11 protein-coding genes and 1 pseudogene are annotated in these 8,766 nt (G+C 58.1%); 7 read left to right on the plus strand and 5 right to left on the minus strand.

The window, feature by feature from the left end:
• Positions 1–837 (minus strand): prepilin peptidase (locus AB4043_RS21020; RefSeq protein ID WP_442307986.1); only part of this gene is annotated, 837 nt, incomplete at its 3' end.
• 254 nt (positions 838–1,091) lie between these two features.
• Between AB4043_RS21020 and AB4043_RS21025 the strand changes: the two genes are divergently transcribed.
• Positions 1,092–1,568: an REP-associated tyrosine transposase gene (locus AB4043_RS21025; protein WP_442299441.1), complete on the plus strand. Its 477-nt coding sequence runs from the start codon at positions 1,092–1,094 to the stop codon at positions 1,566–1,568.
• 70 nt (positions 1,569–1,638) lie between these two features.
• Here the strand turns inward: AB4043_RS21025 and AB4043_RS21030 are convergent, their stop codons facing one another.
• Positions 1,639–2,859: a carbohydrate porin gene (locus AB4043_RS21030; RefSeq protein ID WP_442307987.1), complete on the minus strand. Its 1,221-nt coding sequence runs from the start codon at positions 2,857–2,859 to the stop codon at positions 1,639–1,641.
• Between the two features lie 33 nt (positions 2,860–2,892).
• Positions 2,893–3,117 carry a hypothetical protein gene (locus tag AB4043_RS21035; RefSeq protein WP_442299443.1) on the minus strand — a complete coding sequence of 75 codons (225 nt, stop codon included), beginning with the start codon at positions 3,115–3,117 and terminating at the stop codon, positions 2,893–2,895.
• Between the two features lie 81 nt (positions 3,118–3,198).
• Between AB4043_RS21035 and AB4043_RS21040 the strand changes: the two genes are divergently transcribed.
• Complete coding sequence (locus AB4043_RS21040; protein ID WP_442299444.1) at positions 3,199–3,477, plus strand: metal/formaldehyde-sensitive transcriptional repressor; 279 nt, start codon at positions 3,199–3,201, stop codon at positions 3,475–3,477.
• Positions 3,478–3,504: 27 nt separating this feature from the next.
• Here AB4043_RS21040 and AB4043_RS21045 read toward each other — a convergent pair whose 3' ends face one another.
• The gene (locus AB4043_RS21045) at positions 3,505–3,729 is read right to left on the minus strand and encodes a DUF3185 domain-containing protein (RefSeq protein WP_442299445.1); all 225 of its coding nucleotides are present in this window, start codon (positions 3,727–3,729) and stop codon (positions 3,505–3,507) included.
• Positions 3,730–4,107: 378 nt separating this feature from the next.
• On the opposite strand from AB4043_RS21045, the gene AB4043_RS21050 reads away from it, so the two are divergent.
• The 4 genes and pseudogenes from AB4043_RS21050 to AB4043_RS21065 all read left to right on the plus strand — a co-directional run bounded on the left by AB4043_RS21050 (position 4,108) and on the right by AB4043_RS21065 (position 7,614).
• Positions 4,108–4,878: a thiazole synthase gene (locus AB4043_RS21050; protein ID WP_147648476.1), complete on the plus strand. Its 771-nt coding sequence runs from the start codon at positions 4,108–4,110 to the stop codon at positions 4,876–4,878.
• 18 nt (positions 4,879–4,896) lie between these two features.
• Positions 4,897–5,187: pseudogene (locus AB4043_RS21055) on the plus strand (crossover junction endodeoxyribonuclease RuvC); the annotation flags it as partial.
• On the plus strand, positions 5,184–5,831 hold the full coding sequence (locus AB4043_RS21060; RefSeq protein ID WP_442299447.1) for a hypothetical protein: 648 nt from the start codon (positions 5,184–5,186) through the stop codon (positions 5,829–5,831). The pseudogene AB4043_RS21055 and the gene AB4043_RS21060, both read left to right, overlap by 4 nt.
• Before the next feature lie 394 nt (positions 5,832–6,225).
• Positions 6,226–7,614, plus strand: a complete 1,389-nt coding sequence (locus tag AB4043_RS21065; RefSeq protein ID WP_442307988.1) for a DUF6600 domain-containing protein — start codon at positions 6,226–6,228, stop codon at positions 7,612–7,614.
• Here the strand turns inward: AB4043_RS21065 and rsmA are convergent.
• Complete coding sequence (rsmA, locus tag AB4043_RS21070) at positions 7,607–8,404, minus strand: 16S rRNA (adenine(1518)-N(6)/adenine(1519)-N(6))-dimethyltransferase RsmA (RefSeq protein ID WP_442299449.1); 798 nt, start codon at positions 8,402–8,404, stop codon at positions 7,607–7,609. The genes AB4043_RS21065 and rsmA overlap by 8 nt on opposite strands.
• Positions 8,405–8,503: 99 nt before the next feature.
• Here rsmA and AB4043_RS21075 point away from each other — a divergent pair.
• On the plus strand, positions 8,504–8,766 hold a 263-nt coding region (locus AB4043_RS21075), incomplete at its 3' end, for a glycogen/starch synthase (RefSeq protein ID WP_442307989.1).

Consider the following 8,766-nt stretch of genomic DNA (forward strand, 5'->3'; position numbering starts at 1 on the left):
GCCATAGGGCAGTTCGGTCAGGCGATCGGCTCGTCCGCGTACCATTTGAATGACGGCAAAGACAGTTGCGGTGACCGTTCCGACAAACAGCGCCAGAACCGCCGGCCACCACCCGAAAAAGGCGGCGATCATTCCCAGCAACTTCACGTCTCCCATTCCCATTCCTTCGCGTTTCCGCAGCGCTTTGTACGCCCAGTGAAAGATCAGCAGCAACAACATCGCGCCGGCGACGGCCACCACCCGCCCAAGGACGACTGCCTCCGGTCCGGTGATGAACAGGTCTCCCGTGCTTCGTCCGGCGCCTGCCGAATTCAGCTTTACCTGGCGGTGTAGATGAATCTCTCCCTCGCCTGGCGCCAGGTACATGGCATGGACGCAGGTCAGGGCAAAGCCGAGGACGATTCCGGTGAGGGTGAAGCTATCCGGCAGCGTGTGTGTCTGCCAGTCCATGACCATCAGACCGATCAAAAGATATCCGGCCGCCAGCACGGCGAGGTCCAGAATGACGCGGTTCGTCTGGATCTGGTACTGGTTGCAGAAGTCGCATGTAAAGTTCCAGTCGCGCCACAGGATCGAGCCGGAGCGGAGAAACCAGAGCGCGGTTGCAAGTTCAACCGCCGGATACCGCCAGGAGATCGCCGCTTTGCAATCACGGCATCGCGCCCGCAAAATGACCCAGCTCAGTAGCGGAATGTTGTCGAACCAGCGGACTGTCTTGCCGCAACTTCGGCACATGGACCGTCCGCCGATGACCGATTCCCCCACCGGCAGCCGCGAGATACATACATTCAGAAAGCTACCCAACAGCAGCCCTAATACAAACGAACCGATCAGCACCAACGACGAGAGTTCCACCCCCGCAGTATAGGTCGACTCGTGAGGCGGCCGTGCGAAAGCTCATACAGAGCGCGAAGCCATACACTTACAGATATGCAACGTATGTTCCGTGTGATCGCTCTGACTCTGGGATCGATTCTTACGCCGGAGTGTTGGTGACCTACGTAGGGCTGTATCTGAGCCGAAGAGAACGCGAAAGTCACGAACGCTAGTCTGGTTTATCCATTACGGTGGGTGCCCCACCCTCGCAACGGATGGCAATAACATTCATCCCTGCGATTCCCAACGACCTACAATCTCCCCATGCCATCAGGACTTGCCGTTATACAACTTGGGTTCATTTTGTGACTTTCAGTTGCGATGGTCGACGTCCATACCTGGAATCTAACGCAGCGAAAGATCTCGTCCTAGAATCACTTCGGTCTGCCAGTCAGAAGTACGAGGTTGAGGTCATCGGCTACGTCATCATGCCAGAACATGTCCACCTATTGATTGCACTTCCCGAAGAAATCTCTCTTGGGACTTTCATTCAGGTGCTCAAAGTCTCAGTCGCAAAGCGTTCTTCACAGAAACCATTCTGGTTACCTCGCTATTACGACTTCAATGTGCTGACTACTGCCAAGATTCGCGAAAAGCTTGAATACATGCATAACAATCCCGTCGTTCGAGGTCTAGTTCCCTCGGCCGAGATGTGGAAGTGGTCGAGCTACAGCATTCCTCTGGTTGTTTAAAGTTCTGCGGCTTCGAACCCCCCTAGCGTTGCGAGGGTGGGGCACCCTGGCAGGAGGTCGGAAAAATGCTCTAAAACTCAACGTGAGTCCGAACACTGGGCACCAGAACCGGCCCGCGGTCACGGTTATAGCCCGGATGCTCGATGTATTGCACTCCAAGCGTCATCGATAGTCCGCGAGCCAAGGCTGCCTGGTAGTACGTCTCCAGAATGTTCTCCCGCCCATAGGTGAGATTCCCGTCGCCAAGAAGAAATCCGAGACCACCGTATTTCAGGTAATTCTGGTGGTCCTGCTTGATGCCGTTGGTGACAAAAGCAACTCCCACTTTGTCCCGTGGACGCGACCAGCGCATTCCCGTGAGATCGGCGCCGGCTGCGACGGTGGAGTCCACCTCGGTATAAGCCCAGCTCTCATGCTGTCCTTCGTTCCATCCCCACCGTGCAAACGCGCGAAGATCGGAGGTGATCTCCTGCTCGGTGTTGATGCCGAAGCCGTATTTGACTGAGCTCTGGCGGTGATGCGCATCGATATCGGGTCTGACGTCTTTGCCGGCCAGATAGGCTTGTACCGCCTCACGATACCGTCCCATGTCGGCGTGGTTCACAAAGCTGAGGACGCGCACCATACCGGCAACGAAGGCGTAGGTATACCCGCGAGTGTCCGCGGCGTAGTCCCAGGCGCCGTTGTTATCGACGGTCCAGTTGGTGAACTGAAAGTGAGAGTCGCTGCCGACAGCATTCTGATCGAAGACGTCGGGAAGGCTCATCTTGCCCAGCCGAAGTTCCAGACGGYGTGCCGGAACCTGGGTCGCCAGAGAGAAGGGGGTTCGTTCCGCCTCCACCATTTCATTAGTAAAGCCGATCGTCTGATGCACCTGGACGCGCGCGATGTACGGCTTGCTGCCAAGGTTCGGGTTACGGACGACGTCGAGATTGGTGAACCCTGCCAGTCCAAGAGCCTGGGAGATACCACGTCCGCCGGCCGACTCGATATCGAGAATCAGATCGGTGTTGTAACGAGTCTTCCGATGCGGCTGGGCGCCCAGAAACAAGGTTCCTACCAGCGATGTCTTGTACTCTCCACGGGCCTGCATGCTGTTGGAGCCGTCGTAGGGCGAGTGGAAGGGCGGATGTGCCTGAAAGATGATGTTGGCCTGTCCGGACGCATAGAGCGGTGAAACAGTGCTGTGGGGAAACAGAGTCCTGGACATATCGTCCGGCGTGCTCTGAGCACGGAGCGGAGCGCACACAGAGGCGCACGCAAGCAAAAAGTGAAGAGTGGTCTTGCACATGACTTTCGTTCCTGAGAGATCGTTATGACCCTGCTAAGCAATACAGGGAAGGGATGTGGCGCATCCTCGAGAAACCATACGGAGGATGCGCCAGGGTAAGTCGTCTTCGATCGTGGTTTCCTGCTGATCGACGGTCAGTGCTGTCCACATTCCTGCCAGCGGGCAGCGCTCATCTGCGGTTTCAATCCAGCGCTGGGTAATAGGTCTTCGGGCCTGCGTGGTCTTCGGTTGCAACAGCATGCGAATTTTTTGCGTCATGGGCATTCCTCCTTTCCTCGGATGTCTCCAAATGTGATGGTTGATATAGGATACCCCAGTAGGGTATAAAGAACGCATTAAATGTCGACCACGGATCGTGAAGCCCTGAAGTTGCTCAATCGCGTTCGCCGGCTGCGTGGCCAACTCGATGCGGTGGAGCGCGCCCTGACGAACAAAGAGGACTGCGCCGATGTACTGATGCTGCTGGCGGCGGTTCGGGGCGGAGTAAATGGTCTGATGGCTGAGGTGATGGAAGAACACATTCGCCACCACCTCGCCGAAGCTGGAGAAGTTCAGAGACCGATGTCGCCAGAGCTGGCTGAAGACCTGATCGACCTGCTCCGCTCATACCTGAAGTAGCCAGAGAGTGGCTTGGCCATGCTTCTCTTAGGCTTTGCTTCTGGCTCCGACGACGATCAGACCGATACCTCCAATCAGTGCGATGCCGCTCAGGACGGGCGGGATGGCGAAGCCGTGTTTCTCTTCGTGGCCGATCTGAACCGGGCCCAAGTCAACGTCTTTTTTGTGTTCCCTGAAGCTGAAGCCGCCCATGGTGAAGCCTGCAATTCCAATAAGAATCAATAGGATGCCGACAATCGTCGCTGCCTTCATCAGTTCTCCTTCATCCGTTCAAAAGCCTCGGATGCAGGTTTTGATTTCGCAGGATGTACGCATTTGACCTGGTATGGCGGTCGGTGTAGGTTAGCCATACACGGGAAAGGAGGATGATCCAGCCTATGAAATGTGACTCACACAGTTGTATCAATGTACGTGAGGTGACTGAGGCTTAAGGCGACCCGCCTTAGACCTGGCAAGACTCGTAGCTCCTGCCGAGGCCCCCGATAGGTGGGTACGCCTCAGGTCAATCTCAACAGTCCACCGCGCTATTACATGGCCTGCCGGTTCGCCGCAGGCCATGCGCGTTTAAGCCAAAGACGCGAAACGGTATCGCGACACCCAGCTTCTTTCGAAAGGTCCTAAAATAGCCCTATGGAACCCCTTGTTATCGCCGGAAAGGCCTTTCAGTCGCGACTCATTGTTGGCACAGGGAAGTACAAAGACGGCCCTGAGACCCAGCGTGCTATTGAAGCTTCGGGAGCCGAGATGGTGACGGTGGCGGTGCGGCGGGTGAATCTCGACCGGTCGAAGGAGAGCCTGCTCGACTTTATTGATCCGCAGCGCTACTTCCTGCTTCCCAATACCGCCGGTTGCTACACCGGCGAAGAGGCCATCCGGGCGGCCCGGCTCGGCCGCGAGGTAGGACTCTCCGACTGGGTAAAAATCGAGGTAATCGGTGACCAGAGAACCCTCTATCCGGATGTACAAGGAACGCTGTTAGCAACCCAGGTTCTCGTCAAGGAAGGCTTTACTGTTCTCCCATATACCTCTGATGACATTGTGTTTGCGAAACGTCTCATTGATGCCGGAGCGGCTGCGGTGATGCCTTTGGGGGCGCCGATCGGCTCTGGTCTGGGTCTCCAGAATGTCGCCAACCTGCGTATCCTGCGCGAGATGATCACCGAAGTTCCTCTGATCGTGGATGCCGGCGTCGGTACGGCTTCGGATGCTGCGATCGCTTTGGAGATGGGCTTTGACGCCGTGCTGATGAATACGGCGATCGCCCAGGCAAACGATCCCATTCTGATGGCGGAGGCCATGCAGCATGCGGTGCTTGCCGGCCGGCAGGCGTATCTGGCGGGACGTATGCCGCGAAAGCTTTACGCCACGGCCAGCTCTCCGCTCGAGGGGATCTCCCGCTAAGGGAGAAGCGTTTGCGGAACTGCGAATGTGAAGTCGGCCCTGAAGCTTGGACAGGTGCGCGGTGTGGCGCTGCTGGCAGCGGCTGCCTGTGACCTGCAGGTTGCCGAATATGCCCCCCTGAAGATCAAAAGCTCAGTGGTTGGCTATGGCCTCGCCAAGAAAGAACAGGTACAGTTCATGGTGGCGCGGCTTCTGGAGATTGAGAACCAGTTCGAGACGGCCGACGCTGCAGATGCGCTGGCGATCGCTATCACTCATATTCATACTTTGCAGACAGAGTCGGCGATATCGCTGGCAGGAGTACGATGACGCACGTTACCACGCTCTTCCTACTTGCTTTTGTGTTCCAGGTCCCTCCGGCGGCAGCACTGGCGTCCCCGGCGCCGCCGACCATCACGTTTACCTTTGACCGGCCGCAGGTGCAGACCACCCACTACGAGATCATTCTCGGAGAAGACGGAAAAGGRGTCTATCGAGCGCACAACCAGCAGGGCATCGATATGGAAGCGCCAATCGCCGTAAGCCAGCAGAATCTTGAGCATATCTGGGCGGAGGCGAAGGCCACCGACGGTTTCCGCAAAGTGCAATGCGAGACGCACCTCAAAAACATGGCGCAGACCGGCAAAAAAGTTCTTACCTGGACTGGGACTGGATCTTCAGACAGCGGGAGTTGTAGCTATAACTACTCCGACGATAAGGAGATTCAGAAGGTGACCTCCGTCTTTCAGGGGATCGCCCTCACCATGGAGACCGGTCAGCGCCTCGCATATCTGCACCGCTTCGACCGTCTGGGCCTGGATGCCGAGATAACCTCGCTCGGCAATTCGGTGAAGACCGGATGGGCGCTCGAGGTCCAGAATATTGAGCCGACATTGCGGAAGATCATCGAGGATGTGTCGTTGATGGAACGGGTACGCACCAAGGCTGAAGCTTTGCTGAATAACGGGAAGTAGAGCATTTTTCCTGTTGCTGGGTATCCCGGTAGAGGAGTGCAGCGGCGTTTTCATTTCGGAAAACGCCCATAGATGCGGAAGCCCTACACTACACCCACAGGAAAAATGCTCTAGCTCTTTCTGCGAACGATCTGAAACAGCGTAATTCGCTGTGTGCTTTCGTGATCGCAGGACCGGAACGAGGCAAGAACCTTTCTTATCCACATGCGTTAATACAAGTGAGAGAATGGGGGCCCTATGAACCGGTCCAGAGTAATACGCGGAATTCTGGTGGCGCTATTCGTGGTCGTTTGTGGAGTCATCGGGCTCGCCGGTCAGCAATCGGCTCCCGCTCCTGGAATGCGCGCCGCCCGTCTGAGCCTTGTACAGGGCAATGTGCAGGTGCTGTACGGCGATGGCTGGGACGGCTTCGTTGACCCCGGTCGAAAACAGCTCCTTCCGTGTCAGCCTGGATCAGGCGCCTGTGGAAGTGGCCGTGATGCAAGGCAGCCTGCATGTGGAGCGCGAGGGCGGCTACAGCGCCAATATCCGTACGGGGGAGCAGTTTGAGCCGGATGCTGCCGACAGTGGACGGTATTTCCTGTCGAAGTCCGTACGCCAGGACAGTTGGGATAACTGGAACGAAGAGCGTGACCAGGCAGCCGCAAGCGAAGCGGCGCAACGTACCGAAGCCCGGAACGATTACGCCCAGGATTCCGGCTATGGCTGGAGCGATCTCGATGCCAACGGCAACTGGTATGACTTGCCTGGATACGGCCGTGTCTGGCAGCCTCCAATGGCTGTCGATATGAGCTGGGACCCCTATGGCTACGGGAACTGGGTCTGGTACCCGGGATACGGGTATATCTGGGCCTCAGGCTATGGCTGGGGATGGACTCCATTCTACTGCGGCTCGTGGTCCTATTGGGACAGTTTCGGCTGGGGCTGGATGCCTGCCGGCGGCTGCCGCCGTTGGGGTTGGGGCTATGGTGGCGGCTCCGTATGGACGGTCAACGTCATAAATCCGCCGCGCGTGTGGCAGCCGATCCGCCGGCCGATTCCTGGTCCGATTGGACCAGGCGGTGTACACCCGATCGTTCCGGTGCGGCGTGGACCGATTCAGGTGCATCCGATCGGGCGACGCGACCCGCGGCCGGTGATGTTTGCCGGAAAGCAGATTGATCCGTTGCGTCCCGTTGGCGGTCCGTATACGCCACGCGGAGGCTCAGCGGTCGGTTCGTCGCTGCAGAAGGATTTTCCAATGCGCAACCGGCAGCCGGTGATGGGGACGGTGCGCGCTCCAAGAGACGACAGCGGACGGGCAACGCGACCATCCGCGCTTCAGGACAATGGGTCAACGCCGACTCCGATTCAGGCGCAGCCGGTGCCACCGGTGGTGCCGGGCGGATGGAGAAGTGTAAGCCCGGGGGTAAATCAGGGGACGGTAAATCAAGGGGCGGGAAATCAAGGGGCGGGAAATCAAGGATCGAGGGGGCAGTCACCTCAGCAACCCGCGCAGCCGGTGACACGTCCGGCACCGGGGACGAATGTCGGGAATCCGGAGCGGCCAGTGGAGAGCCGTCCGGCACCGGGACACATCAATCAGCCTCCGGTGCAGCAGCAACCGCGTCCGCAACCGGTGCAGCGTCCTGAGCCACCGGCAAGCTGGCGGCAGTCTCAGCCTGCGCCGCAGCCAAGGCAGAGCGCACCGCCTCCGGCGCCTTCACCGGCTCCGGCGCCGGCTCCGTCCAGGCCTGCTCCTTCGTCGCCTCCGGCGTCGCAGCCCTCGCGTTCGCCTAAGTAGATCCGAGCAGTGCGCGGTAGAACTCGGCCATCTGTTCCAGGGAGAGCGCCTCTGCCCGCGCCTGCGACGGAATTGATGCAGGCCAGGCTTCCGTGAGCTGTTGCATCTTGAAGCCTGCGCTTCGCAGGTTATTGTTGAGCGTCTTGCGCTTCTGGGCAAACGACTGCTTCAAGAAACGGTCGAAGGCGGAGGCATCGTTAATGCCAAGTTCATGGAACCGTGGCGCAAAGGTAAAGCGAAGTACGGTGGAATAGACCTCCGGTGGAGGAGAGAACGCGCCGGGAGGCAAGGTGAAGAGATTTTCGACACGGCAGTAGAGCTGGGATGTTGCCGAAAGCAGACCATAGTCGCGATTGCCAGGAGTGGCTGCAACGCGTTCGGCGACCTCCCGTTGCATCATCACCACTGCCCGGCCCAGATGCGCTGATGCGGCGAAGAGATGCAGCAGGATATCCGACGTGATGTAGTAGGGAAGATTGCCGATTACGTCTGCTTTCTCTCCCTCCGCAATGAGCGAGGTGAGATCGGTCTCGAGGATGTCCTGATGGACGACCTGAATGTGTTCTCTGTCTGCATAGCGGGCAGCGAGCACGGGAGCGAGTTCATTATCGAGCTCAATCGCAATCAGCCTGGCTGCGCGTCCGGCGAGGATATCGGTAATCGCACCCTTGCCCGGACCGATCTCAAGTACGGTGCGGTGGCCGATGTCGCCAAGTGCATCTGCAATGCGGTGGCGGGCGGAGTCATCAACTAGAAAGTTCTGCCCAAGTTTCGGTTTGTGTTTCGGCATGGTGAGTTCAAAGCGTCCGGCAGTGTTGTACGTGCATCTCAGTTAGGGAGAAGCGGCCGTGAGATATAGACTAGCTGCTTCGGGAGAGAAGAACGAACGATGCATATTGTCTTTGCGGCCTCAGAGTGCACACCATGGGCGAAAACAGGCGGTCTGGCTGATGTTGTTGGTGCTCTGCCGCAGGCGCTGGTCCGGCTTGGGCATAAGGTTGAAGTCTTCCTGCCGTACTACCGCCAGGTTGCCAAGCTGGCGCCGCATGCCGGCGTGGTGCTGCCAAGCATTACGATTCCGTTTGAGTACTACAACCGCTTCGTCCGAGTGCTCGACGGTGGCAAGACGGAAGGCGTGCAGTATTACTTCGG

It is taken from the genome of Terriglobus sp. YAF25 (genome assembly GCF_052113305.1).
GTDB lineage: Bacteria > Acidobacteriota > Terriglobia > Terriglobales > Acidobacteriaceae > Terriglobus.